The organism is Pseudomonas sp. KBS0707, assembly GCF_005937945.2.
Lineage (GTDB): Bacteria > Pseudomonadota > Gammaproteobacteria > Pseudomonadales > Pseudomonadaceae > Aquipseudomonas > Aquipseudomonas amygdali.
In genome coordinates this window covers 4,937,015-4,960,970 of the sequence record NZ_CP041754.1, presented here as the reverse complement: position 1 = coordinate 4,960,970, position 23,956 = coordinate 4,937,015, and the positions used below count along the sequence as shown (strand labels likewise).

The 23,956-nt window shown below is 59.9% G+C and carries 22 protein-coding genes; 14 read left to right on the top strand and 8 right to left on the bottom strand.

What is annotated here, in order from left to right; genetic code table 11:
• Window positions 1-39: 39 nt before the first annotated feature.
• Together FFH21_RS23645 and FFH21_RS23640 are read right to left on the bottom strand one after the other, a co-directional pair.
• Window positions 40-1,356, bottom strand: coding sequence for a bifunctional DedA family/phosphatase PAP2 family protein (locus tag FFH21_RS23645; protein ID WP_004666289.1), 1,317 nt, complete (start codon window positions 1,354-1,356; stop codon window positions 40-42).
• A gap of 3 nt (window positions 1,357-1,359) precedes the next feature.
• A complete protein-coding gene (locus FFH21_RS23640) occupies window positions 1,360-2,031 on the bottom strand; it encodes a DNA-3-methyladenine glycosylase (RefSeq protein WP_004655663.1) in 672 nt (223 codons plus the stop codon).
• Window positions 2,032-3,098: 1,067 nt separating this feature from the next.
• Between FFH21_RS23640 and FFH21_RS23625 the strand changes: the two genes are divergently transcribed.
• From FFH21_RS23625 to lipA, 12 genes are all read left to right on the top strand, one after another.
• Window positions 3,099-4,364, top strand: a complete 1,266-nt coding sequence (locus tag FFH21_RS23625) for a glutamate-5-semialdehyde dehydrogenase (RefSeq protein ID WP_004666288.1) — start codon at window positions 3,099-3,101, stop codon at window positions 4,362-4,364.
• A 22-nt stretch (window positions 4,365-4,386) separates the two neighbouring features.
• Window positions 4,387-5,046, top strand: a complete 660-nt coding sequence (gene nadD / locus FFH21_RS23620) for a nicotinate-nucleotide adenylyltransferase (protein ID WP_161794688.1) — start codon at window positions 4,387-4,389, stop codon at window positions 5,044-5,046.
• Between the two features lie 60 nt (window positions 5,047-5,106).
• Complete coding sequence (gene rsfS / locus FFH21_RS23615) at window positions 5,107-5,493, top strand: ribosome silencing factor (RefSeq protein WP_002555337.1); 387 nt, start codon at window positions 5,107-5,109, stop codon at window positions 5,491-5,493.
• A 9-nt stretch (window positions 5,494-5,502) separates the two neighbouring features.
• Window positions 5,503-5,970: a 23S rRNA (pseudouridine(1915)-N(3))-methyltransferase RlmH gene (gene rlmH, locus FFH21_RS23610; RefSeq protein WP_002555336.1), complete on the top strand. Its 468-nt coding sequence runs from the start codon at window positions 5,503-5,505 to the stop codon at window positions 5,968-5,970.
• 28 nt (window positions 5,971-5,998) lie between these two features.
• Window positions 5,999-7,894: a penicillin-binding protein 2 gene (gene mrdA, locus FFH21_RS23605; protein ID WP_005745383.1), complete on the top strand. Its 1,896-nt coding sequence runs from the start codon at window positions 5,999-6,001 to the stop codon at window positions 7,892-7,894.
• A 31-nt stretch (window positions 7,895-7,925) separates the two neighbouring features.
• Entirely contained in the window at window positions 7,926-9,029 is a 1,104-nt protein-coding gene (rodA, locus tag FFH21_RS23600; protein ID WP_003313892.1) for a rod shape-determining protein RodA, read from the top strand.
• Window positions 9,030-9,046: 17 nt separating this feature from the next.
• Window positions 9,047-10,054, top strand: coding sequence for a lytic murein transglycosylase B (gene mltB / locus FFH21_RS23595; RefSeq protein ID WP_011169546.1), 1,008 nt, complete (start codon window positions 9,047-9,049; stop codon window positions 10,052-10,054).
• Window positions 10,054-11,082 carry a septal ring lytic transglycosylase RlpA family protein gene (locus FFH21_RS23590; RefSeq protein WP_002555332.1) on the top strand — a complete coding sequence of 343 codons (1,029 nt, stop codon included), beginning with the start codon at window positions 10,054-10,056 and terminating at the stop codon, window positions 11,080-11,082. The genes mltB and FFH21_RS23590 overlap by 1 nt, the downstream gene beginning before the upstream one ends.
• A 241-nt stretch (window positions 11,083-11,323) precedes the next feature.
• Window positions 11,324-12,484, top strand: a complete 1,161-nt coding sequence (locus tag FFH21_RS23585) for a D-alanyl-D-alanine carboxypeptidase family protein (RefSeq protein ID WP_002555330.1) — start codon at window positions 11,324-11,326, stop codon at window positions 12,482-12,484.
• A gap of 93 nt (window positions 12,485-12,577) precedes the next feature.
• Window positions 12,578-12,853, top strand: coding sequence for a DUF493 domain-containing protein (locus FFH21_RS23580; protein ID WP_002555329.1), 276 nt, complete (start codon window positions 12,578-12,580; stop codon window positions 12,851-12,853).
• Complete coding sequence (lipB, locus tag FFH21_RS23575) at window positions 12,853-13,509, top strand: lipoyl(octanoyl) transferase LipB (protein ID WP_002555328.1); 657 nt, start codon at window positions 12,853-12,855, stop codon at window positions 13,507-13,509. The genes FFH21_RS23580 and lipB overlap by 1 nt, the downstream gene beginning before the upstream one ends.
• A complete protein-coding gene (lipA, locus tag FFH21_RS23570; protein ID WP_002555327.1) occupies window positions 13,502-14,509 on the top strand; it encodes a lipoyl synthase in 1,008 nt (335 codons plus the stop codon). Before lipB ends, lipA begins: the two co-directional genes overlap by 8 nt.
• A 120-nt stretch (window positions 14,510-14,629) precedes the next feature.
• Here the strand turns inward: lipA and FFH21_RS23565 are convergent, their stop codons facing one another.
• The 5 genes from FFH21_RS23565 to leuS form a co-directional block, all read right to left on the bottom strand.
• Window positions 14,630-15,967, bottom strand: a complete 1,338-nt coding sequence (locus FFH21_RS23565; RefSeq protein WP_004667332.1) for a lytic murein transglycosylase — start codon at window positions 15,965-15,967, stop codon at window positions 14,630-14,632.
• Between the two features lie 83 nt (window positions 15,968-16,050).
• Window positions 16,051-16,206 carry an alternative ribosome rescue factor ArfA gene (gene arfA / locus FFH21_RS23560; RefSeq protein WP_002555325.1) on the bottom strand — a complete coding sequence of 52 codons (156 nt, stop codon included), beginning with the start codon at window positions 16,204-16,206 and terminating at the stop codon, window positions 16,051-16,053.
• A gap of 280 nt (window positions 16,207-16,486) precedes the next feature.
• Window positions 16,487-17,524, bottom strand: coding sequence for a DNA polymerase III subunit delta (gene holA / locus FFH21_RS23555; RefSeq protein WP_019741381.1), 1,038 nt, complete (start codon window positions 17,522-17,524; stop codon window positions 16,487-16,489).
• A gap of 41 nt (window positions 17,525-17,565) precedes the next feature.
• Window positions 17,566-18,171, bottom strand: a complete 606-nt coding sequence (gene lptE, locus FFH21_RS23550; RefSeq protein WP_054073193.1) for an LPS assembly lipoprotein LptE — start codon at window positions 18,169-18,171, stop codon at window positions 17,566-17,568.
• Between the two features lie 89 nt (window positions 18,172-18,260).
• Window positions 18,261-20,867 carry a leucine--tRNA ligase gene (leuS, locus tag FFH21_RS23545; RefSeq protein ID WP_011169541.1) on the bottom strand — a complete coding sequence of 869 codons (2,607 nt, stop codon included), beginning with the start codon at window positions 20,865-20,867 and terminating at the stop codon, window positions 18,261-18,263.
• Window positions 20,868-21,178: 311 nt separating this feature from the next.
• Between leuS and FFH21_RS23540 the strand changes: the two genes are divergently transcribed.
• Window positions 21,179-21,508: a hypothetical protein gene (locus tag FFH21_RS23540; RefSeq protein ID WP_004655638.1), complete on the top strand. Its 330-nt coding sequence runs from the start codon at window positions 21,179-21,181 to the stop codon at window positions 21,506-21,508.
• Between the two features lie 105 nt (window positions 21,509-21,613).
• Window positions 21,614-22,384 (top strand): YdcF family protein, encoded by a 771-nt coding sequence (locus FFH21_RS23535; RefSeq protein ID WP_004666281.1) that lies wholly within the window; start codon window positions 21,614-21,616, stop codon window positions 22,382-22,384.
• Between the two features lie 48 nt (window positions 22,385-22,432).
• Here FFH21_RS23535 and lnt read toward each other — a convergent pair whose 3' ends face one another.
• Window positions 22,433-23,953, bottom strand: a complete 1,521-nt coding sequence (gene lnt / locus FFH21_RS23530; protein ID WP_011169540.1) for an apolipoprotein N-acyltransferase — start codon at window positions 23,951-23,953, stop codon at window positions 22,433-22,435.
• Between the last annotated feature and the right edge of the window lie 3 nt (window positions 23,954-23,956).

Below are 23,956 nucleotides of genomic sequence, written 5' to 3'. Positions count from 1 at the left end.
GTCGCACCCGATTTGTACGGGCGCGATCAGGTATGCCGATCAGTACTGGTAACGCAGTACCGCGTGCGAGAGGGCGCGCACCGCAAAAATGCCGAGCAGCGCGGTCATTGCCGGGACGATGAGCCACCATACCCGGACCGACATGGCGGGCAAGGGAGCGTTGCGCTGAATGAACGCCAGGCTGGCGGCGCAGACACAGAACGCCAGGAGCATTCCAGCGAGGATGTCGGTTGGCCAGTGAACGCCGAGGTAAACCCTGGAAAGCGCGATGGCCAGTGCCGGAATGCCACCGACCAGCATCCAGCTCAGGCGCAGGCGCACGGGCTGGCCGCGTCCGGCCAGCACCGCCAGCGTCATGAACAGCGCAAAGGCCGCAGAACTGTGGCCACTGGGCATACTGTAAGTGGTCAGCGGCTCTACCAGAACGTCCGGGCGAGTGCGGGCGAAGAACGTTTTCAGGGTGCCATTGGCTATTGCGGTACCCAGTGTTGCGGTCAGGGCAAAAGCTGCGTGACGCCATTGTCTGGCAACGGCCAGCACGATGATCAGCAGGGAGGCCGCCAGCAACTGGGCCTTGAAGTCGCCGATGCTGGTGACGAAGATCACGATGTTCTGTGCGGCCTCGCTGCGATGCTCCTGAATGAGTGTCATCAGGCCGTTGTCGAAGTCCGCCAGATAAGGCCAGCCGATGAACAGCGCCGCGACCAGCGTCAGGCTGAGCACGGAAATAAGTTTGGTTGCATAGCGCTTCTGGCGAATGCTGCTCTGAATACTCAGCCCGAACAGAATCGCCAGACCGGCACCGACCACTGCCGCCTCAGGCCAGAAGCCTTCCGGCAGCGGCAGGCGAATGGCCGCGCCCGCCGCCCAGCCCGGCATCAGGTAGGCAATCGACCAGCCTGCCGCGGCCAGTACACTGACGGCCGCAAAGCGCGGGAGCGGCATGTCGCACATGCCGGCAATCATTGGCAGCATCGGGCGTAGCGGTCCGATGAAGCGCCCGACCAGCAAACTGGCGATGCCGTAACGGTGGAAATATTTTTCCGCACCTTCCATCCACTCCGGGTGCGTGCGCAAGCCGGGCAACTGACGGATATTCTGATGAAAGCGCCGGCCTATGAAGTACGACACTGCGTCCCCCAACAGCCCGCCGAGAAAACCCAGTAACAGCACTTCGCTCAACGGCAGTATGCCGCTGCCCGCCAAGGCGGCGATGGCAAACATGATGACCGTGCCCGGCACGACGATCCCGACGATCGCGACGCATTCAGTGAAGGCCACCAAAAAGATCGCGACAGCCACCCAGGAAGGATTCGCTGTCAGCCAGCCGGTCATGCCATTGAGCAGATCGCCCATCGGTCAGTTTCCTTGATCGAGAAATAAGTAGTCGCGGCCTTCGACCTGACCGCGTCTGAGAGGGTTCCGTGTGCAGAAACGGGCGTAACCGGCATCCACGAAGCGATACATCAAGTGCTCATCGCGCCCGGCAGGAATGCCCAGACGGGTGGTCTGGATAATGCGCTCGGGTGCCTGGCCGATGTCTTCGACCAGCAACCTCTGTGGGTCGAAGCGTCTGGCGTCCCACTCCGGTACTTTCAAGCCAAGTGCCTTGCACAGTAGCGTCTGGCCAGCGCAGAGCCGTTGCGGCGGGCGGATTGCGCCGCTGGCGTCGGGGTTGTTCAACTGCATCTGCGCCAGGGCGTTTTCGTCGCTGGTTGCGTCGGTCCAGGGAAATGCCGATTTGATCAGCACTGCATTGCCCGGCCCCTCGGCGCTGAAATTCAGCGAGTCACCGCCGCGCGCGTAGTACATATAGATGTGCCCGCCGTCGAGGAACAGCGCTTTGCGCTTTTCGGTATAGCCCAGCGAAGCATGGCTGCCTTTTTCAGCGCAGTAGTACGCTTCTGTTTCGATGATGCGGGCGGCCAGCCACAGCTCGCCCACTTTATGCCGAATGACCTTGCCCAGCAGATCGCGGGCCAGCAACTGGGCATCGCGATGGAAGAAATGATCCGGAAGAGCAGCAGGCATAGTCAGGCAGGTACGTTGAGAAGGTGCCCGATAATAACAAGCGCAACTTTAATTGCAGCTGAATGTGTCTGGATTAGCGGCTTTGTTGTTTCTGAAAGTGACTGAGGCATGACAAACCGGTTAACCCATAAGAGCGTTTTGTGCGTGCGTTTCCCTGCGACGCTGGTCGAGAGGGCGCGCAGGCTGAGCGCTCATCGTTATACACAAGTCCTGAAGAGCCCGGAAAATGGGGGTGTTCAGGCTTCTGCCCGCAGGGCGTGGGAGCGAACTTGTTCGCGAAGGCTTTATTTCGGGCGACACATCTCCTGCGGATGTCACGGCCCCTTCGCGGACAAGTCCGCTCCTACGGCTTTCGGCCAGAATCAAAAGCGGACTTGTGTATAACGATGAGGGCTGAGCGTGATAAATGGTGGCGTTCAGGCTTCTGCCCGCAGGGCGTGGGAGCGAACTTGTTCGCGAAAGCTTTATTTCGGGCGATACATCTCCTGCGGATGTCACGGCCCCTTCTCGGACAAGTCCGCTCCTACGGCTTTCGGCCAGAATCAAAAGCGGACTTGTGTATAACGATGAGGGCTGAGCGTGATAAATGGTGGCGTTCAGGCTTCTGCCCGCAGGGCGTGGGAGCGAACTTGTTCGCGAAAGCTTTATTTCGGGCAATACACCTCCTGCGGATGTCACGGCCCTTTCGCGGACAAGTCCGCTCCTACGGCTTTCGGCCAGAATCCAAAGCGGACTTGTGTATAACGATGAGGGCTGAGCGTGATAAATGGTGGCGTTCAGGCTTCTGCCCGCAGGGCGTGGGAGCGAACTTGTTCGCGAAAGCTTTATTTCGGGCGACACATCTCCTGCGGATGTCACGGCCCTTTCTCGGACAAGTCCGCTCCTACGGCTTTCGGCCAGAATCCAAAGCGGACTTTGTATGTAACGATGAGGGCTGAGGGGGATAGGCATCGGTCTGCGCAATAAATCTGCGCACTGATATCGACCATCCGCCTGTCTGCGCTGTCGTTCGTGCGGCACGACAGCTATAATCAGCCGCTTTCCTCTTTGCCAAGACCTCTGAGACCATGACTGAGTCCGTTCTTGACTACATGACCCGCCTGGGTCGCGCCGCCCGCGAAGCCTCGCGAGTGATCGGTCGTGCCAGCACTGCGCAGAAGAACCGCGCCCTGCAAGCCACTGCCGCTGCTCTGGATGAAGCGCGCGCCGAGCTGTCTGCCGCCAATGCGCTGGACCTGGCCAATGGTCAGGCCAATGGCCTTGAGCCGGCAATGCTGGAACGACTGGCCCTGACCCCCGCGCGTATCGACAGCATGATCGTCGGGTTGCGTCAGGTAGCAGGTCTGGCAGACCCGGTCGGTGCGATCCGCGACATGAGCTATCGGCCGTCGGGTATTCAGGTCGGTAAGATGCGTGTGCCGCTGGGTGTTGTGGGAATCATCTACGAGTCGCGTCCGAATGTGACCATTGATGCGGCCAGTCTGTGCCTGAAGTCCGGTAACGCGACTATCCTGCGCGGCGGTTCCGAAGCCATTCATTCCAATCGTGCCATTGCCGCCTGCATCGAGCGTGGTCTGGCCGAGGCCAGGCTGCCTGCTGCTGTGGTGCAGGTGGTTGAAACCACCGACCGTGCAGCGGTTGGCGCATTGATCACCATGCCCGAGTACGTTGACGTCATCGTTCCGCGTGGGGGCAAGGGCCTGATCGAGCGGGTCAGCCGCGATGCGCGCGTGCCGGTCATCAAGCATCTGGACGGCATCTGCCATGTGTATGTCAGTGCCCACGCCGATCTGGCCAAGGCGCAGAAGATTGCCTTCAATGCCAAGACGTACCGCTACGGGATCTGCGGCGCGATGGAAACCCTGCTGGTCGATCAAACCATCGCCGCCGATTTCCTGCCCGCCATGGCCGCGCAGTTTCGCGAGAAGGGCGTCGAGTTGCGCGGTTGCGAGCGCACCCGTGACCTGATCGACGTAATTCCGGCCACCGAAGACGACTGGCACACCGAATACCTGGCTGCAATCCTGTCGATTCGCGTCGTTTCAGGGTTGGACGAAGCCATCGAGCACATCAACCATTATGGTTCGCATCACAGCGATGCCATCGTTTCCGACCATCAAAGTCAGATTCGCCGGTTCATGGCCGAGGTCGATTCCAGTTCGGTCATGGTCAATGCACCGACCAGCTTTGCGGACGGGTTCGAATACGGATTGGGTGCCGAGATCGGCATTTCTACTGATAAGCTGCACGCCCGCGGTCCAGTCGGGCTTGAAGGGTTGACCTGCGAGAAGTACATCGTGATCGGTGATGGTCAATTGCGCGGACAAGCCTGACTTGAACAACCCCACGACAGCGCTGCCCAGACGTATCGGTATGCTTGGGGGTACGTTTGACCCGGTTCATATCGGTCACTTGCGCGGTGCGCTTGAAGTGGCCGAACTGCTGGAACTCGATGAGTTGCGCCTGACGCCCAGCGCCAGGCCTCCGCATCGTGACATGCCGAGTGTCACCGCCGAGGACCGTCTGGCGATGGTTCAGAGCGCGGTTGCGGGCGTGTCGCCCTTGACGGTGGATGACCGTGAACTGAAACGGGACAAACCGTCGTATACCCTCGACACACTGGAATCGATGCGCGCCGAACTGGCGCCTCAGGACCAGCTGTTCCTGTTGCTGGGTTGGGATGCCTTTTGCGGGCTGCCGACCTGGCACAGGTGGGAAGAACTGCTGGAGCACTGCCATATCGTGGTGCTGCAACGCCCGGACGCGGACAGCGAGTCGCCGGATGCCATGCGCAATCTGCTGGCGGCACGCGCGGTCAGCGACCCCAAGGCCCTGAAAGGGCCGGGTGGACACATTACATTCGTCTGGCAGACGCCTTTATCGGTGTCTGCCACCCAGATCCGTCAACTGCTGGCCAGCGGTAAGTCGGTACGTTTTCTGGTGCCAGACGCGGTACTGGCCTATATCGATGCACGCGGACTTTACCGCGCGCCGAACACTGATGGGTCGTCCTGAAACTGCTTTGATCGATAAGCGTTTGAACGGTCCCACACATACGAGCTGAATGAGTTTTATATGACAAAGCAAAAAATGAGCAGTGAAGAAGTCATCAATGTTGCGATTGCAGCCCTTGAAGAAGTCAAGGGTGCAGACATCCTGACCATCGATGTGCGTGACAAGACCAGCATCGCTGACTACATGCTGATCTGCACCGGTACGTCCAACCGTCAGTTGAACGCACTGGTCGATAACGTCCGTGACAAGGTCAAGGCAGCCGGCCTGAAGTCCCTGAGCGAAGAAGGCAAGGGCGACAGCGACTGGGTTCTGCTGGACCTGGGCGATGTGATCGTTCACGTAATGACCGCTGCGGCACGCCAGTTCTACGACCTGGAACGCTTGTGGCAGGGCGCTGAACAAAGCCGTGCCGCCAGCGCTGCGCATCACACTCCAGGCAACGAATAAGGCCTTGATGTGCGTTTGCGTCTGATTGCTGTGGGTTCGCGCATGCCCAAGTGGGTGGAAGAAGGTTGGCACGAGTACGCCAAGCGGATGCCCTCCGAGCTTGCGCTTGAACTGGTGGAAATCCCGCTCAATACCCGGGGCAAGAACGCTGATGTTGCGCGCTTCATCCGTCAGGAAGGCGAGGCGATGCTGGCGAAAGTGCAGCCGGGCGAGCGGATTGTCACGCTTGAAGTGCATGGCAAACCGTGGAGCACCGAACAGCTGGCGGTCGAACTCGATCGCTGGCGCCTCGATGCGCGTACGGTCAACCTGATGGTCGGCGGCCCCGAGGGGCTGGCGCCTGAAGTCTGTGCCCGCAGTGAACAACGCTGGTCCCTGTCGCCGCTGACCCTGCCGCATCCACTGGTGCGCATTCTGATCGGCGAACAGATGTATCGCGCCTGGACAGTCCTGTCCGGGCACCCTTATCACAAGTAGCATCGTCTTTACTGTGAATACGGCCTAAATGTCTCAACCGATCCGCCTCAAAGACCACGAAAAGGACGCACGCCTGGTGCGCGGCAGGGTCGTGTTCGGTGCCGTGGCGGTGGTGTTGCTGGTGTGCGTGCTGATTGCCCGGCTGTATTACCTGCAGGTCATCCAGTACGAGTATCACTCCACACTTTCGGAAAACAACCGCGTTCACGTTCAGCCGATTCCGCCCAGCCGTGGGCTGATCTACGATCGTAATGGTGTGGTGGTTGCGGACAACCGGCCCAGTTTTAGTCTCAGCATGACCCGTGAGCGTGCTGGCGAGTGGTCCAGCGTGCTCGACACCATTGTCGAGATCCTCCAGCTCACCCCGGATGATCGCATCATCTTCGAAAAGCGTATGAAGCAGGGGCGTCGGCCGTTCGAGCCGGTGCCTATCCTGTTCGAGCTGAGCGAAGAGCAGATCGCCCTGATTGCGGTCAACCAGTTCCGCCTGCCAGGTGTCGAAGTGGTTGCGCAACTGGTCAGGCATTATCCGCAAGGGCCGCACTTTGCCCACTCGGTCGGTTACATGGGGCGGATCAACGAAAAAGAGCTCAAGAGCCTGGATCCGATCAATTACAGCGGCACGCACCATATCGGCAAGACCGGTATCGAGCGATTTTACGAACCCGATCTGCATGGTCAGGTCGGCTACGAAGAGGTCGAGACCAACGCCCGTGGCCGCGTGCTGCGCGTGCTCAAACGCACCGACCCGATCCCTGGAAAGGACATCGTTCTTAGCCTGGACATCAACCTTCAGGAAGCTGCCGAGGCCGCATTGGGTGGGCGTCGTGGCGCGGTAGTCGCGTTGGACCCTGCCACCGGAGAAGTGCTGGCGATGGTCAGTGCGCCGAGCTTCGATCCGAACCTGTTTGTCACCGGCATCAGCTTCAAGGCCTACGCCGAGCTACGCGATTCAATAGACCGGCCGCTGTTCAACCGCATTCTGCGCGGCCTTTACCCGCCCGGTTCGACCATCAAGCCTGCCGTGGCGATTGCCGGGCTGGACGCCGGTGCAGTAACGCCCGGCTCAAGAGTGTTCGACCCTGGCTATTACCAACTGCCCAATTACGATCACAAGTACCGTAACTGGAACCGCACCGGTGATGGCTGGGTGGATCTGGATACCGCGATCATGCGTTCCAATGACACGTATTTCTACGATCTGGCGCACAAACTGGGCATCGATCGGCTTTCCACCTACATGAACAAGTTCGGCATCGGGCAGAAAGTGTCGCTGGATATGTTCGAGGAGTCCCCCGGTCTGATGCCGTCCCGTGAATGGAAGCGTGCGACCCGTCGCCAGGCCTGGTTCCCTGGCGAAACCCTGATTCTCGGCATTGGGCAGGGCTACATGCAGGCAACGCCGTTGCAACTGGCCCAGGCGACAGCACTGGTGGCCAACAAGGGTGTGTGGAACCGTCCGCATCTGGCCAGAACCATCGAAGGCAAGGCACCTGTGGATGAAAACCCGATGCCGAACATCGTGCTGCGCGACCCGGCCAACTGGGGGCGAGTCAACCACGGCATGCAGGAAGTGATGCATGGCGCGCGTGGTACGGCGCGCAAGGCTGCCATCGGTGCGCAATACCGGATCGCCGGCAAGAGCGGTACGGCTCAGGTAGTCGCCATCAAGCAGGGCGAGAAGTACGACCGCACCAAGGTTCAGGAGCGTCATCGTGACCATGCCCTGTTTGTCGGTTTTGCACCGGCCGACAATCCAAAAATCGTTGTTGCAGTGATGGTCGAGAACGGCGAGTCCGGTTCCGGCGTTGCTGCACCCGTTGTGCGGCAGGTGATGGACGCCTGGCTGCTCGACGAAAACGGCCATCTCAAGCCTGAGTATGCCGGTTCCCTGAATCTGGAGGCTGCGGCCCGTGAAGAGTAATTTCGACCGCATCCTGTCCAGCGAAGACGTGATGCGTCGCCGTGCCACTTTTTTGCAGCGCATTCATATCGATGGCCCGTTGTTGATCCTGTTGCTGACCCTTGCGGCCGGCAGCCTGTTCGTCCTGTATTCGGCCAGCGGCAAGAACTGGGACCTGCTCATCAAGCAGGCCAGTTCATTCGGTATCGGTCTGGTGGCAATGGTGGTGATCGCCCAGCTGGAGCCGCGCTTCATGGCGCGCTGGGTGCCGGTACTGTATGTCATCGGTGTCCTGCTGCTGGTAGTGGTGGATGTCATGGGCCACAACGCCATGGGCGCGACGCGCTGGATCAACATTCCCGGGGTGATCCGCTTCCAGCCTTCGGAGTTTCTCAAGATCATCATGCCGGCGACCATCGCCTGGTATCTGTCCAAGCGCACGCTGCCACCGCATCTCAAACATGTGGCGGTCAGTCTCGCCTTGATTGGCGTGCCGTTCATTCTCATCGTGCGCCAGCCTGATCTGGGCACCTCGCTGCTGATTCTGGCGTCCGGGGCCTTCGTGCTGTTCATGGCCGGCCTGCGCTGGCGCTGGATTATCAGTGTGCTGGCGGCCGCTGTGCCTGCTGCAGTGGCCATGTGGTTCTTCTTCATGCACGACTACCAGAAACAGCGCGTGCTGACCTTTCTCGACCCGGAAAGCGATCCGCTGGGCACCGGCTGGAACATCATTCAATCAAAGGCTGCCATCGGTTCGGGCGGCGTGTTCGGCAAGGGCTGGCTGCTGGGCACTCAGTCGCACCTGGACTTTCTGCCGGAAAGCCACACCGACTTCATCATCGCGGTACTGGGTGAAGAGTTCGGTCTGGTGGGCATCTGTGCGTTGCTGATCATCTATATGCTGCTGATCGGCCGTGGGCTTGTGATCACGGCACAGGCGCAGACATTATTCGGCAAACTGCTGGCCGGAGCGTTGACCATGACGTTTTTTGTTTACGTTTTCGTCAACATCGGTATGGTCAGTGGCCTGCTGCCAGTGGTGGGAGTGCCATTGCCCTTCATTAGCTACGGCGGAACTTCGCTGGTGACCCTACTGTCAGCGTTTGGGGTTTTGATGTCGATCCATACACACCGTAAATGGATTGCTCAGGTTTGATTAAGGTGAACTATTCAATGCAAGCAATGCGTAACTGGGCTCGATATGCTCCGGTGGTCGGTCTGGTAGGCATCCTTGGATCGGTGCAAGAGGCGCTGGCCGGCCACTATGAGGGTTCGCCCCAGGTAGCGGAATTCGTTGGTGAGCTGACCCGCGATCACGGTTTTGCCGGTGAGCAGTTGATGAGCCTGTTTCGTGAGGTCGAGCGCAAGCAGGCCATTCTCGATGCCATTTCCCGCCCGGCCGAACGGGTCAAGCAGTGGAAAGAGTATCGGCCGATGTTCATCACCGATACGCGCATCGCCCGCGGTGTCGATTTCTGGCGTCAGCACGAGGCCGCATTGGCCCGCGCCGAGCAGGAATATGGTGTACCGGCGCAGATCATCGTTTCGATCATTGGCGTGGAAACCTTTTTCGGCCGCAACACCGGCAATTACCGGGTGATCGATGCGTTGTCGACGCTCGGTTTCGATTACCCGCCACGCGCACAGTTCTTCCGCAAGGAATTGCGTGAGTTTCTGCTGCTGGCTCGCGAACAACAGGTTGACCCCTTGACCCTCAAAGGCTCGTACGCCGGGGCAATGGGCCTGCCGCAGTTCATGCCGAGCAGTTTTCGCGCTTATGCAGTGGATTTCGACGGCGACGGCCATATCAACATCTGGACCGACCCGGACGATGCCATCGGCAGCGTTGCCAGTTATTTCAAGCGTCATGGCTGGGTAGCCGGTCAGCCGGTAGTCAGCCGCGCGACCGCACGTGGCGACCGGGTTGACGAAGGGTTGAGCCCTGCGCTTGATCCGGTAATGTCGGTCGGGGAGTTGCGACAGCTGGGCTGGGCGAGTCATGATGCGCTGCGCGACGATATGCCGGTAACGGCGTTCCGTCTTGAAGGCGACAATGGTCCTGAATACTGGCTGGGTTTGAACAATTTTTATGCTATCACCCGTTATAACCGCAGTGTGATGTACGCCATGGCCGTGTATCAGCTGTCTGAATCGTTGGTTCAAGCTCGAGGCGTCAAGTAATGCGGGCATTGCCGATTCTGCAAACATTCAAGCTTCTGGCGTTGACCGGCCTCGCAGTGCTGGTTGCCAGTTGCTCGTCGCCGTCACGCACAACCTCGTCGCAGTCGCCAAAAGGCGGTGCCGCTGTGCGCTCGATGCCGGGGCTGGACATTAACCGTGCCCACAAGGACGGCGCGCCGTGGTGGGATGTGGATGTCTCGCGCATCCCCGACGCGACACCGACTCTGCATACCGGTGCCTATAAGGCCAACCCATATACGGTGCTGGGCAAGACCTATTTTCCGATGAGCGATTCAAAGCGTTACGTCGCTTCGGGCACCGCTTCCTGGTATGGCACCAAGTTTCATGGCCAGAACACCGCCAACGGCGAGGTGTATGACCTGTATGGCATGAGCGCCGCGCACAAGACCCTGCCGCTGCCCAGCTATGTCAAAGTGACCAACCTGGACAACAACCGTACGGTGATTCTGCGCGTCAACGACCGCGGGCCGTTCTATTCTGACCGCATTATCGACTTGTCCTACGCCGCCGCCAAAAAGCTGGGCTATGCCGAAACCGGCACCGCCCGGGTCAAGGTCGAAGGTATCGACCCGCAGGAATGGTGGGCGCAACGTGGCCGTCCGGCACCGCTGATGCTCAATCAGCCGCAAGTGATGGCCCAGGCCACGCCGCCCGCGCTGTCGACATCGACCGGAACCGTCGAGCAATACACGCCGCCACCGCAGCAACACGCCGCACCTGTCGTGCCGTTGCAGGTTGACGCAAAAAAAAACGCTTCAGGACAAGCCGCTGGGCTGTTTCTCCAGGTGGGAGCCTTCGCCAACCCGGACGCTGCGGAGCTCCTGAGGTCGAAACTGAGCGGGATGGTTCGAGCGCCGGTGTTCGTCAGCTCGATAGCTCGCAATCAGCAAACGCTCTATCGGGTCCGGATGGGACCGATCGACACGCCGGGTGAAGCCCAGCAACTGCAAAACAGCGTCAGGTCTGCCAATCTGGGTCAGCCAAGTGTAGTGACATCGGATCAATAAGTTTTTCGACAATCGTTTTCCAGCAACAATGGAGGACGATATGCAGTCGCAGGCAGCGCAGCTTTGCCATCAGGGCCAGCGTTGCAGGTAACTGCCCACAAGGTCGTGTGTCGAACAGGCGACTTTGTCAGCCAGGGTTACAGCCTGGCGCCACGAGCCGTACCGAGGCGTTTTCGCCTCGCCGGTCTGTTCAGTTTTGCCCGCAAGGGCATGTTTGCCCATTAGGATTCTCGAGAGACGGATGAACATCACCACCTTTGCAAAACGTTTGTGCCTGCTTGTTCCACTGATTATTACCCCGACCGTCTGGGCGGCAGAGCAGATGACGCCTGCTGCGCCGCAACTGGCAGCCAAGTCCTACGTACTGATGGATGCCACCAGCGGCAACGTTCTGGTCGAGAACAACGGTGACCAGCGTCTGGCACCTGCCAGTCTGACCAAGCTGATGACTGCCTACATCGCGACCCTGGAAATTCGTCGCGGCCAGATCGGCGAGAACGATCCGGTGACCATCAGTGAAAATGCCTGGCGCACAGGCGGTTCGCGGATGTTCATCAAGGTGGGCAGCCAGGTGACGGTCAGCGACCTGCTGCACGGCATCATTATTCAATCGGGTAACGACGCCAGCGTCGCGATCTCCGAGCACATTGCCGGCAGCGAAGATGCATTTGCCGACATGATGAACAAGACCGCCGGCGATCTGGGCATGACCAACAGCCACTTTATGAACCCGACCGGTCTGCCGAACCCCGAGCACTACTCGTCGGCTCACGACATGGCGATCCTGGCGCGTGCAATCATTCACGAAGACCCGGCTCACTATGCGATCTACTCGCAGAAAGAGTTCTTCTGGAACGGCATCAAGCAGCCTAACCGCAACCTGCTGCTGTGGCGCGACAAGACCGTTGACGGTCTGAAGACCGGTCACACCGACGAGGCCGGCTACTGCATGGTGTCTTCGGCTGTACGTGACGGCATGCGTCTGATCGCAGTAGTGTTCGGCACCAACAGCGAGCAGGCCCGTGCGGCTGAAACCCAGAAGCTGCTGACCTATGGCTTCCGTTTCTTCGAAACCCAGAACTTCTATCAGAAGGGCACCGAGCTGGCTCAGGCAACCGTCTGGAAAGGCACCGAGCGTCAGGTCAAGGCCGGTCTGGCTGAAGATCTGAGCATGACCATGCCAAAAGGCGACATGAAGAAGCTGTCCGCCAGCATGACCATGAACCCGCAACTGGTTGCGCCAATCGCCAAGGGCGACGTGATCGGTAAGGTCGAGGTCAAGAAAGACGATCAGGTGGTTCATACCGCTAACCTGATTGCGCTTGATGCAGTTGAGGAAGGTGGCATTTTCCGCCGCGTGTGGGATAGCATCCGCCTGTTCTTCTACGGCTTGTTCAACTGACCCTCCAGTAACTACTGCCGACCTTCTCGCGGCCTGCTCATGATCTGAGCGGGCCGCGTGTCCGTCGTCACGGCTTGTGAGACCTTTACTGCCATGACTGATACCGACATCAAGTCGCACAAAATCGAATTCCCCTGCGATGACTATCCGATCAAGGTGATCGGTGACACCAGCGTGGGCTTTACTGCTGCTGTTATGGAAGTCCTGCACAAGTACGCTCAGGTCGACCTCAAGACACTCGCCGAGCGTCAGAGCAGCAACGGCAAATACACCACCGTCCAGTTGCACATCGTCGCTACAGGCGAAGATCAATTGCGCGATATCAATAGTGCCCTTCGCGCTACGGGTTTCGTGCACATGGTGCTCTGATGACGGTTGCGCTGGGTTTTCGTGATCTGGGCCTGATCGATTACGAAACCGCCTGGCACGCCATGCAGCGCTTTACCGATGGGCGTGGCCGCGAGGCTGCCGATGAGGTCTGGCTGGTCCAGCATCCCCCGGTTTTCACCCAGGGACAGTCCGGCAAGGCCGAACATTTGCTGCTGCCGGGCAATATTCCTGTCGTACAGGTCGATCGTGGCGGCCAAGTGACTTATCATGGCCCGGGCCAACTGGTGGCTTACCTGATGCTGGACGTCAGGCGCCTTGGTTTCGGTGTTCGCGATCTGGTAACACGGATCGAGAATACCCTTATCGCCTTGCTCGCCGACTACGGCGTCAAGGCAGCCGCCAAGGCCGATGCACCGGGTGTATACGTCGACGGCGCGAAAATCGCGTCGCTCGGTCTGCGCATTCGCAACGGCTGCTCGTTTCATGGTCTGGCGTTGAACGTCGACATGGACCTGGAGCCGTTCCGCCGCATCAACCCTTGCGGATACGCCGGGTTGGCCATGACCCAACTGAGCGATCAGGCAGGGCAGATAGAATTTTCCGAGGTAAGTGCCCGACTGCGTGCGCAGCTCGTCAAACACCTCGACTACGCTGAGCAGGCGACCCTTACGGGCGGAATAAACCATTATGACTGACACCGTGCAAACCCTGATCCCGACGCTGGATGTTTCCGAGCGAGTGGCCCGTCCGAAAGTCGAAGCGGGCGTTAAGCTTCGCGGAGCGGAAAAGGTTGCGCGCATCCCGGTCAAGATCATTCCAACGGTAGATCTGCCGAAGAAACCCGACTGGATTCGTGTGCGCATCCCGGTTTCTCCGGAAGTCGACCGTATCAAGCAATTGCTGCGCAAGCACAAGCTGCACAGTGTCTGTGAAGAGGCGTCCTGCCCGAACCTGGGCGAATGCTTCTCCGGTGGCACCGCAACGTTCATGATCATGGGCGACATCTGCACCCGTCGCTGCCCATTCTGCGACGTGGGCCATGGTCGTCCGAAGCCGCTCGACGTCAACGAACCGAAGAGCCTCGCCATCGCAATTGCCGACCTGCGTCTGAAGTACGTAGTGATCACCTCGGTGGACCGTGACGACTTGCGTGACGGCGGTGCTCAGCACTTTGCCGACTGCATCCGCGAAATCCGCCTGCTGTCGCCGGGCGTACAGCTTGAAACACTGGTTCCCGACTACCGTGGCCGCATGGACGTAGCGCTGGAAATCACCGCTGCCGAGCCACCGGATGTGTTCAACCACAACCTGGAAACCGTTCCGCGTCTGTACAAGGCCGCGCGTCCGGGTTCGGACTACCAGTGGTCGTTGACCCTGCTGCAGCGCTTCAAACAGATGGTCCCGCATGTACCGACCAAATCAGGGCTGATGCTGGGCCTTGGCGAGACCGACGAAGAGGTTATCGAAGTCATGCAGCGCATGCGCGAGCACGACATCGACATGCTGACGCTGGGTCAGTACCTGCAGCCATCGCGCAACCACCTTCCGGTGCAGCGCTTTGTCCACCCTGACACCTTTGCCTGGTTTGCCGAGGAAGGTTACAAGATGGGCTTCAAGAACGTCGCATCCGGGCCGCTGGTACGCTCTTCGTATCATGCCGACGAGCAGGCCAAGATCGCCAAGGCAATGCTCTGACAGCACGCCGCAAAAACAAGAAGGGCCAGGTAGCGATACCTGGCCCTTTTTGTTTGCGGTTGATTATCGTGCCAACGCTCCGCGTGGGCATGCCGTTCTGGACGCTCTGCGTCCTCCCGATTATTGCCCCACAGGCTTGCGCAGGGCCTCCAGCAATTCATGCGTCGGGTAACCATCTGCCGGCCAGCCGAATGACTGCTGCGCGCTACGAATGGCCTTGCGCGTATTGGCACCGATAATGCCGTCTGGTGCGCCTGCGTCATATTGACGTGCCGAGAGCAGGGTTTGCAGTTCAATGCGTTCAGAGCGGCTCAGCGGAGTGTCCCCGCGTGGCCATGCACCTACTACGTACCCGGCCCCTTTGAACCGGTCAGAAAGCAGGCTGATCGCCAGTGCGTACGAGGTGGAGTTGTTGTACTTGAGAATGGCTCGGAAGTTATCCAGCACCAGAAAGGCTGGCCCGCGATAACCGGCTGGCAACAACAAGGCGGCTTGCTGCTGGCTGGCTGCGACTGGAATCGCCGAGCCGTCCGGCTGTTTCAGGCCCAGTTGTTGCCATTCAGCGAGGCTCTTGCGAGTGCTCGAATCTGCCAGCGAGTAATCAAACCCGGAGCCGAGTACCACTTCAAACCCCCAGGGCTGACCGCGTTGCCAGCCAGAGCTTTGCAGGTAATGCGCAGTGGAGGCCAAGGCATCGGCGGGAGTGTTCCAGATGTCACGGCGGCCATCGCCGTCAAAGTCGACGGCATGAGTGTTATAGGTGGTCGGGATGAACTGGGTCTGGCCCATCGCACCGGCCCACGAACCCAGCATCTTGTCCGGTGTGATGTCGCCATGCTGGATGATTTCCAGCGCGGCCAGCAACTGGCTCTGTGCAAAACCGGGACGGCGACCTTCATAGGCCAGCGTAGCCAGCGAGCGAATGACGGATTGCGTGCCCTGGAACGACCCGAAATTACTTTCCATGCCCCATACCGCGACCAGCGCCTGACGATCCACACCATACTGCTGCTCGATCTTCTGCAGGTCGTCAGCGTACTGCGAAAGCAGCGCCTGCCCCTTGCGCACGCGTGCGGCGGAGATGGCACCGTCCAGATATTCCCAGATCGGACGGGTGAACTCAGGCTGGCTGCGGTCGGCCTTGACCACGCTCATGTCGGGAGTGACACCGGCGAATGCCTGATCGAATACATCCGCCCGGATACCTGCCTTTAACGCCTGAACACGAAAACCGGCCTGCCATTCGCTGAAGCTGACGGCGGGTTGAATCGTGAGGCTGTCATCAACGACCAGCGCAGGCGTAGGGGCTACGGCAGGAGCGTTTGTCTGTGCTTTGCTGGATTGAAGAGGCGTGGCATCGGCTGCAGTGGGTTTTTCTGCGCAGGCTACCAATGCAACAAGGCTGGAGGCAGCGATGAGTTGGCGCAGCTGCGGGCGATGGGTAAAACGAGAAGGCATGCTTGAGTCCAAGGGTATTACCGTTAGGTGCAGACCATAACACGGCTAAGCGGTTGAAAGCGCCCCGGAGATGTTGCTCGATATCAGGCCGCCATAAAGCAGGAAGCCTCCCAGCTTTTAGACTGGAAGGCTTCGCGGCGGTAGCTGCCTTTGCCCTTGGCGGGTTGTTCCTGACGACTGCGGAACAATGGCTGGGCGATGATGGATTTGGCCTTGTTCGGCCGCTTTGGCTTGCTCATGGCGGGGTGCTCCTGATGGGTGGCTTAAAGCGATGCAAATAATCGGGCAGAACGGCGCTTGTGTCTAATAGTCGTGTGCTATGACGCGGGAGGCGGACTTGAATGCAATACCTGTGGGAGCGAGCTTGCTCACGAATGGGGCGGTGCAGGCTGCTCGCTTTATCGTGCCGGCGCTCCGCGTCGACATGCAGTTCGTGACGCTCCGCGTCACAAGAGGACGCAGAGCGTCCTGAAAGGCGTTACCACGCAGAGCGTGGGAACGAGAGTCGACAACACCCACTCACTCCGCAGGCAGTGCCAGCCGTTGCCCCGCCATCAGCAGCGCCAGTCGGCTGAGGCTGCTCCACGGCGAGCCTGCCGCCTGCCCCTTGATCTGTGCGTCGATGCGCTGTGCGTCCATCAGCAACTGGCTCCAGCGTTTTGCCGAATGGCGTTGCAGGGCTTTGCTCATCAATGGTTTGCGCTTGTCCCAGATCGGCGGGCGGGCGGAGCTGAACACTTTGTCGAGTGGTACGCCCTGACTGAACTGCTGGGACATGTTGGCCAGTGAACGCAGTTCGCGAGTCAGCGCCCAAAGGATCACGGGGGTTTCGACCCCTTCGCCGCGCAGGCCTTCCAGCATGCGCAAGGCATGGGCAGCTTCGCCGTTGAGCACTGCATCGGTCAGACCGAATACGTCGAAGCGCGCACTGTCGGCCACGGCCGCCTGTACTGTCTCGACGGTGATCTGGCCTTCTTCGGCCATCAACTTGAGCTTTTCGATTTCCTGCGCGGCCGCCAGCAGGTTGCCTTCGACCCGGGCAGCGATCAATTCGACAGCGTCCTGGGTTGCGGCAAGCCCTGCCTGAGAGAGGCGCTGGCGAATCCATTGCGGCAGTTGGCCAATGTCTACCGGCCAGATCTGCACGAACTGGGTTTGCGCACCCTCAACCAGTGCCTTGCCCCATTTGGTTTTCTGCGCACTGCCATCGAGTTTGGACAGGCTGATCAGCAGCAGGGTGTCTTCGGCAGGTCTGGCGCAATATTCCATGAGCGCCGCAGCGCCTTTGTCACCGGGTTTGCCTGAGGGCAAGCGCAGTTCCAGAAGACGGCGCTCGGCGAACAGCGACATGCTGGCGCCAGCTTGGAGCAGCGTACCCCAGTCGAAGCTGGCGTCAGCGCTGAATACCTGCCGTTCATCGAAACCTTGCTGGCGCGCAGCAGCACGCACGGCATCAGCAGCTTCCTGGCAGAGCAACGGGTCATCGCCGCTGATCACGTAGACAGGCGCAAGCGCACCTTGCAGGTGTTTACCCAGTTGGGCGGGGGCGAGTTTCATGAGTCAGAGCATGCCGGGGCCAGCTGACTGGCCCCGGACACTTACCTGGCCGGTACTTCGACAGGTGATTGCTGAGGCGTCTCGTCGCGGATCCGCTGGGCGGCTTCCTGCGCGTCGGCTTCAGCCTTGGCAACTGCGTCGGCCTTGGCCTGCAGTTCTTCAAGGCGTGTCGGCGTCATTTGCTGCAAGCGCGCCATCATTTTCTGGATCAGGTCGTTACGCATTTCCTGACGAACCTGGGCAGCTTCCTGATCGGAACCGGTCAGGTTGTTGCCATCGTGAACGTAGGAGCGGTCTGCGGTGACCTTGTCGCCGAGCAGGAAACGATCTCTGTCGCCATGCACTTCATAGGTCAGGGTGGTGGTCAGCTGGTATTCAGCCGAACGACCCGAACCCGAATAGCTGAGGGCGCGCTGGGTTTCTGCTTCGTTGGTCAGCATGAGCTTGTAAGGCGCGCCGGTGTAGACCTTGACGCCGGAACTGGTCAGCAGGCGAGTGAGTTGGGTTACGGTTTCGCCATAAGCGTTACGCGCGCTGACATCCAGCTCCTTGATGGCCAGCTCGGTGGTGCCGGTGCCGCGCAGCTGGAAGCCACAGGCACTCAACAGAACAGCCAGGCCCATCACCAGCAAATTGCGTTTGATCATCTTGATGCTCCCCTTGAATCCGTTTGGGCCGCCAGTGCGTACCCTGGAAATATGTTCGGCGCCCGGCGTCTGCCGGGCGCCCGATCCAATCAGCTTGCGACGATGTTGACCAGCTTGCCAGGCACGACGATCACCTTGCGAATGGTCAGGCCATCAGTGAAGCGCAATACGTTCTCGTTGATACGTGCGGCCGCTTCGACTTCTTCGCGGCTGGCGCTGGCGGGCATTTCGATATGGCCGCGCAGCTTGCCGTTGACCTGAATCACCAGTTGCAGGCTGTCCTGAACCAGCGCATTTGCATCGAATGCAGGCCAGCCAGCGTCGATGACCGGCTCATTGTGGCCCAGTTGCGTCCACAGCTCGTGGCTGATGTGCGGCGTGATCGGTGCAAGCAACAGGGTGACCGTCTCCAGACCCTCCTGCAGCAGCGCGCGATCCTGCGGGGTGACCTGCGGGGCTTTTTCCAGGACGTTCATCAGCGTCATCACTTGTGCGACGGCGGTATTGAATTTCTGGTTCTGGCCAATATCCTGGCTCGCCTGCCTGATCGCCTGGTGAATCGAGCGGCGGATGGTTTTCTGGTCATCCGTCAGTGCCGCAATGTCCAGACCGGTCGATGCGCCCTGAGCGACATGCGCTTGAGCCAGACGCCACACGCGGCGCAGGAAGCGATGCGAGCCTTCGACGCCCGAGTCGGACCACTCCAGGCTCATGTCGGGCGGGGAGGCGAACATCATGAACAGACGGCAGGTATCGGCACCGTACTGATCGATCATGGTTTGCGGGTCGATACCGTTTTTCTTCGACTTCGACATCTTTTCAGTGCCGCCGATTTCCACCGGCAGGCCATCGCTGGTCAGCTTCGCGCTGATAACCTTGGCCTTGGCGTCTCTTTCGAGAGTCACGTCGGCCGGGTTGATCCAGGTCTTCTTGCCGCTGGTTTCCATGCGGAAGTAGGTTTCGGCGTTGACCATGCCCTGGGTCAGCAGGTTCTTGAACGGTTCGTTCGAGGTCACCAGGCCTTCGTCACGCATCAGCTTGTGGAAGAAGCGCGCGTAAAGCAGGTGCAAAATGGCGTGTTCGATGCCGCCGATGTACTGGTCCACCGGCAACCAGTGGTTGGCAGCGTTCGGCTCGACCAGACCACCCTCGTAATGCGGTGACGCATAGCGAGCGTAGTACCACGAGGACTCGACGAAGGTGTCCATGGTGTCGGTTTCACGCTTGGCCGGTGCGCCGCATTTCGGGCAGCTGCATTCGTAGAACTCGGGCATGCGCGCCAGTGGCGAGCCAGCACCGTCGGGCACTACGTCTTCGGGCAGGACAACCGGCAACTGGTCTTCAGGAACCGGCACGTCGCCACAGGTATCGCAATGCACGATAGGGATCGGGCAGCCCCAATAACGCTGGCGGCTGATACCCCAGTCACGCAGGCGGAACTGGGTGCGCGACTGACCGAGGGATTTTTTCACCAGTGCCGCTTCGATGGCATCGAATGCGGCCTGGAAATTCAGGCCGGTGAACTCGCCGGAATTGATCAGCTCGCCATGCTCGCCGTAGGCCGGCTGCCATGGGGCAGGCGTCTGGTCGCCGGCGCTGGTGCGTACTACGGGCTTGATCGGCAGACCGTAATGGGTGGCAAACTCGAAATCACGCTCATCGTGTGCCGGCACGGCCATGACTGCGCCATCGCCATAATGCATCAACACGTAATTGGCGACCCAAACCGGCAGTTTTTCGCCGGTCAGCGGGTGCTCGACGAACAGCGAAGTCGGCTGGCCTTTCTTTTCCTGAGTGGCAACGTCAGCTTCGGCAACACTGCCGCCTTTGCACTCATCGATGAACGCTTGCAGCCCAGGGTTGCCTTGCGCGGCCAGGGTCGCCAGCGGGTGTTCGGCGGCGACGGCGACGTAGGTCGCGCCCATCAGGGTGTCAGGGCGAGTGGTGAAGACTTTCAGTGCACCGGCTTCGCCGATCGAGGCCTGATCGTACGGAAATTGCACTTCCATGCCGCGCGACCTGCCGATCCAGTTGCGCTGCATGGTCTTGACCTGTTCAGGCCAGCCCGGCAGCTCGTCGAGGCTTTCCAGCAGCTCGTCGGCGTAGGCGGTGATCTTGAAGTAGTACATCGGGATTTCGCGCTTTTCAATCAGCGCGCCGGAACGCCAGCCGCGGCCATCGATGACCTGCTCGTTGGCCAGTACGGTCTGGTCGACAGGGTCCCAGTTGACGGTGCCGTTCTTGCGGTAGATCACGCCTTTTTCGAACAGGCGAGTGAACAGCCATTGTTCCCAGCGGTAGTAATCAGGCTTGCAGGTGGTGACTTCGCGCGACCAGTCGACCGCCAGACCCAGGCTCTTGAGCTGGTTCTTCATGTAGGCGATGTTTTCGTAGGTCCACTTGGCCGGCGCAACGTTGTTGTCGATGGCGGCGTTTTCGGCCGGCATGCCGAACGCGTCCCAGCCTAGCGGCTGCAGGACGTTCTTGCCCAGCATGCGCTGGTAACGGGAGATCACGTCACCAATGGTGTAGTTGCGCACATGACCCATGTGCAGCTTGCCGCTCGGGTAAGGAAACATCGACAGGCAATAGAAAGTGTCCTTGCCTGGCTGTTCACTGACTTCAAAAGACTTTTGCTCATCCCAGAATGTCTGGGCAGCGGCTTCGATTTCGCGGGGCTGATAGAGTTCGTGCATGGCTACTTTTTACTAAAGATTAGTGACCCTTGACCTCTTCATTGCTTCGCCGAGTCAGGTCGGCACCGCGTGGCGGACAATTGCAACTGTCTGTGCGGTGCGTTCGGGCTCAAGAGCACGGAAGTGGAATTACAGGAAGCGCAGTAGCATACATGAGGGCTGTCTATCGAGGGAAACCCTGATTGCGCCTCGCAGGGCTCAAAGCCCGGCTGACAGCCCCATCTGCCCGTTGGTCGCAGTTCCATGCCGGTTTGCACAGCAGCGCTAAGCTCAATTTCGAGGGTGATGATTATCTTCGATGAGGTGAGCGGATGACCGAGTTGCAGCATGTAGTAAGCCTGTCCGAACTGTATGAGCGTCTGATCGACCGCCTCGGGCTTGCGCTCGAGACGGCGAGTACCTCGGTCCGGCTCCGAAACGAGTCGCCAGCCGAGCTTGAACTCAAGGGCTTGAGCAGTGCCGAATTCCAGCTGATCGAAGCCTATCTGGGAAAAGGTTTGGGGGCCGCAGACGTCTCTGTCAGGGATCGCCTGATCTTCCAGCCAGAGCTCGGCAGGCCGTCCAGAGCATCAGCCACTATCATTTGGCTGAAAGACAGGCGACGAGGCAAATCTTCGGCGCGGTTGGGCCGTCATAGTTAGGCATTTGAATTATCTTCTCTATGCGCAGGTTAGGACCTGCCTACTTCAGGCGTTGTCGCCTGGCTTCAAACATTCTAGGCTGCGGACATCCTTGGAGATGTCCCGATGCCTTTGCGCTACCTGCTCAAAACCCTCCTTTTGCCGCCCGGTGTCCTGTTTGTTCTGCTCATTCTTGGCTGGTGGTTGCGTCGTTCCCGTCCGCGCCTGGCAACGGCATTTTTTGCCTTCGGTCTCGGCGGGTTATGGCTGATGAGCCTGCCGGTGGCGGTGGAATTCGCTGCCCGAAAAATTGAGCAGGTCCCGCCCTTGCCGCAGCAGCAATGGGCAACACTGGCGCAGCAGGCGGACGCCATTGTGGTGCTGGGCAATGGCCGTGAGCGCAATTCTCCGACGTGGGGCACAGATACACCGACCGGGCTGGGGCTGGAGCGACTGCGTCTGGCGGCGCGGTTGTCGAAAACGTCCGGGCTGCCAATACTGACCACCGGCGGCCTGCACTTTGATCAGCCGCCCAGCGAGGCGTCGATCATGGCGCAGTCGCTGCACGATGATTTTGGTGTGACGGCACGCTGGCAGGAAGGGCTGAGCCGAACAACATGGGAAAACGCGACAATGACCGCTGCGGTTCTTCAACCGCTAGGCATCAAGCGCGTGGTGCTGGTCACGCAAGCCTGGCATATGCAACGAGCGCGCTGGAGTTTCGAGAAGGCTGGTTTTACCGTGGTGAGTGCGCCGGTCGGCTTTCTTGGTGTCGACAACGCTCGCCCCTTTGGAGGCTGGCTGCCTGAAAGTCGTGTGTTCACGCAAAGCGGCGTGTTGCTTAATGAAGCGGCAGGCTTGCTGGTTTATCCGTGGATTTATCCGCCCAGCCACTGACTCTTTAGCCGGTATCGCCTGAAAGCAGGCGATACCGGCTTCGTGCACTCAGACGGTTTTGGCAATCCGTGCTGCCATCAATGCCCAGCCGAACAGCAGCAGGCAGACAATTGCCAGTGGCCATGAGCGCCAGCGCAGGTAGGGCGTGAGTTCGTGCATCGGTACCACTTCGCCGTACAACACGCCGCGTTCGAACTGCGGAATCTGTACCGTAATCCTGCCAAACGGGTCGATCAGCGCGGTCACGCCGTTGTTGGTGGCGCGGATCATCCAGCGGCCCGCTTCAAGGGCGCGCATCTGGGCCATCTGCAAGTGTTGCAGCGGACCGATCGAGGTACCGAACCAAGTGTCATTGCTGACCGTCAGCAACAGGTCGCTTTGCGCCGACAGGCCTGCGGCGAACTCTGGATAAACCACTTCGTAGCAGATGAACGGCGCGATGTGATAACCCTTGGCCTGCAACAGCGCCTGGTCGTTCGGGCCGCGGGCGAAGTCCGACATCGGCAGGTCGAAGAAGGAAATCAACCCGCGCAACAGGTCTTGCAGCGGCACGTATTCACCGAACGGCACGAGCTTTTGCTTGTAGTAGGTGCCATCGCCTTGGCCGGTAACCGTGATGCCGTTGTAATAGCGATACTCGCCGCGCCCGGTCGGCTCACGCACTGGCACGCCGGTGATCAGCGCTGCGCCGCGGTCCGAAGCGAACTTGCCCACCATCGCCAGATAGCCTTCTGCGCTTTCCTTGAGCACCGGCACGGCGGTTTCCGGCCAGACGATCAGGTCAGCCTGCTGTGAACGGAAGGTCATGTCCCGGTACAGCGCGAGCTGATCATTGAGCTTTTGCGGGTCCCACTTCATGCTTTGTTCAATGTTGCCCTGCATCGCCGCGACTTTCAGCGGCGGGCCGGACGGTGATGTCCAGGCATGGTCCTTGAGTGCCAGGCCTGCGATCCAGGGTGCCAGCAACAGCACCACACCCGTCGCCAGGAACGATTTGCGTGCCCGCAAGCGGTGCAGGTTGCACAACAGTGCGGCAGTCAGGCCCAGCGAGAACGAGATTAGCCATACACCACCGACCGTGGCGAGCCCGGCAAGTGGTCCGTCAAGCTGGCTGTAACCGGAATAAAGCCACGGGAAGCCGGTAAGGAACCAGCCGCGAAATGCCTCCTGCCACAGCCATAGTGCTGCAAACGCAAGTGCATCGGCCAGCGGCGCTTCGTTGCGACGTAGCCAGCGCGCCCAGACCCAGGCGGGCAGGGCGAAAAACAGGGCAATGGCAGCGATGAACAGCAGCATCAACAGCCCGGCCAGCAGTACCGAAGCGCCACCGTAGGTATGGATGCTGACGTAGATCCAGCTGGTGCCCGCGCCGTACAGGCCAAAGCCGTAACACCAGCCGCGAGCCAGCGCCTGGCGCGGATTCAGCTCGCGCAGCCCCAGATAGAAGAGGGCCACCGACACCAGCACCAGCGGCCAGAAGTCGAAGGGCGCCAGGGCCAGGGTCGTGAGCCCGCCAGCCGCCAGGGCCAGCAGGTTACCGGGCCAGCCGGGGCGGGTTATCCAGCGCATGTA

Bases quoted from the DNA above. Each gene is read 5' to 3' on its own strand.
- FFH21_RS23645 (WP_004666289.1), bottom strand. From the start codon at position 1,356: ATGGGCGATCTGCTCAATGGCATGACCGGCTGGCTGACAGCGAATCCT.
- FFH21_RS23640 (WP_004655663.1), bottom strand. From the start codon at position 2,031: ATGCCTGCTGCTCTTCCGGATCATTTCTTCCATCGCGATGCCCAGTTG.
- FFH21_RS23625 (WP_004666288.1), top strand. From the start codon at position 3,099: ATGACTGAGTCCGTTCTTGACTACATGACCCGCCTGGGTCGCGCCGCC.
- rsfS (WP_002555337.1), top strand. From the start codon at position 5,107: ATGACAAAGCAAAAAATGAGCAGTGAAGAAGTCATCAATGTTGCGATT.
- mrdA (WP_005745383.1), top strand. From the start codon at position 5,999: ATGTCTCAACCGATCCGCCTCAAAGACCACGAAAAGGACGCACGCCTG.
- rodA (WP_003313892.1), top strand. From the start codon at position 7,926: ATGCGTCGCCGTGCCACTTTTTTGCAGCGCATTCATATCGATGGCCCG.
- mltB (WP_011169546.1), top strand. From the start codon at position 9,047: ATGCAAGCAATGCGTAACTGGGCTCGATATGCTCCGGTGGTCGGTCTG.
- FFH21_RS23590 (WP_002555332.1), top strand. From the start codon at position 10,054: ATGCGGGCATTGCCGATTCTGCAAACATTCAAGCTTCTGGCGTTGACC.
- FFH21_RS23585 (WP_002555330.1), top strand. From the start codon at position 11,324: ATGAACATCACCACCTTTGCAAAACGTTTGTGCCTGCTTGTTCCACTG.
- FFH21_RS23580 (WP_002555329.1), top strand. From the start codon at position 12,578: ATGACTGATACCGACATCAAGTCGCACAAAATCGAATTCCCCTGCGAT.
- lipB (WP_002555328.1), top strand. From the start codon at position 12,853: ATGACGGTTGCGCTGGGTTTTCGTGATCTGGGCCTGATCGATTACGAA.
- lipA (WP_002555327.1), top strand. From the start codon at position 13,502: ATGACTGACACCGTGCAAACCCTGATCCCGACGCTGGATGTTTCCGAG.
- FFH21_RS23565 (WP_004667332.1), bottom strand. From the start codon at position 15,967: ATGCCTTCTCGTTTTACCCATCGCCCGCAGCTGCGCCAACTCATCGCT.
- arfA (WP_002555325.1), bottom strand. From the start codon at position 16,206: ATGAGCAAGCCAAAGCGGCCGAACAAGGCCAAATCCATCATCGCCCAG.
- holA (WP_019741381.1), bottom strand. From the start codon at position 17,524: ATGAAACTCGCCCCCGCCCAACTGGGTAAACACCTGCAAGGTGCGCTT.
- lptE (WP_054073193.1), bottom strand. From the start codon at position 18,171: ATGATCAAACGCAATTTGCTGGTGATGGGCCTGGCTGTTCTGTTGAGT.
- leuS (WP_011169541.1), bottom strand. From the start codon at position 20,867: ATGCACGAACTCTATCAGCCCCGCGAAATCGAAGCCGCTGCCCAGACA.
- FFH21_RS23540 (WP_004655638.1), top strand. From the start codon at position 21,179: ATGACCGAGTTGCAGCATGTAGTAAGCCTGTCCGAACTGTATGAGCGT.
- FFH21_RS23535 (WP_004666281.1), top strand. From the start codon at position 21,614: ATGCCTTTGCGCTACCTGCTCAAAACCCTCCTTTTGCCGCCCGGTGTC.
- lnt (WP_011169540.1), bottom strand. From the start codon at position 23,953: ATGCGCTGGATAACCCGCCCCGGCTGGCCCGGTAACCTGCTGGCCCTG.